The sequence below is a fragment of the Kitasatospora sp. P5_F3 genome (assembly GCF_054049135.1).
In genome coordinates this window covers 1-688 of the sequence record NZ_JBFUMY010000207.1, presented here as the reverse complement: position 1 = coordinate 688, position 688 = coordinate 1, and the positions used below count along the sequence as shown (strand labels likewise).

The following is a 688-nucleotide window of genomic DNA, read 5'->3' as shown; positions in this document are numbered from 1 at the left end:
GTCACGCACCCCCGACGCCGGTGACACCCGCCCGCACTCCGGCCCGTCCGAGACCGCCGGCCCCTCGCATACGCCGGACGGTGACACCAGCACCCGTCCCAACTCGTCCTCCCCGGACGGGCCTTCGCGCACCCCCGACCACGACCCGGGTACCCGTCCGACCGCCTCCGACGGCCCGTCCCGCACACCCGACAGCGGTGACAGCCGCCCCCACGCGGGTCCGTCCGAGAACACCGGTCCCACGCGTACGCCCGACCACGACCCAGGCAGCCGCCCCGCTCCCGCCGAGAGCACGCCGCCCCCGCGTGGTGACGACAGCCGTCCCAGCTACGGCCCGGTACGTCCCGCCGACCCGACGCCCAGCCACACCCCCGCCCCGGCGGACATACCCGCGCCCCGGCACGAGCCCGCCCCGACCCGCCCCGACGCTGCCCCGCAGCCCGCCGCTGCCACCCCGGACGCGCGAACCCCCGCTCATACTCCCGCCCCTGAGCACGGCTCACCGGAGGCGGGACCGTCGCGGGTCGATCCCCGGACCGCCTTCGCGGACCCGGCAAGCGGCACCCCGACCACGCCCGACAGCTCCGCCACGTCCGCCCCGCGCCTGAACACGGCGGGCGGGGCCACCGTCACCGCGCCGCCCCAGGCCGGCCCCGACCACCGCCCCACCCCGCAACCGACACCGGAC

General features: G+C 78.6%; 1 pseudogene. It reads left to right on the top strand.

Features of this window, described 5'->3' with window-relative positions:
* A pseudogene (locus ACXJMZ_RS37380) lies at window positions 1-688 on the top strand (hypothetical protein); the annotation flags it as partial.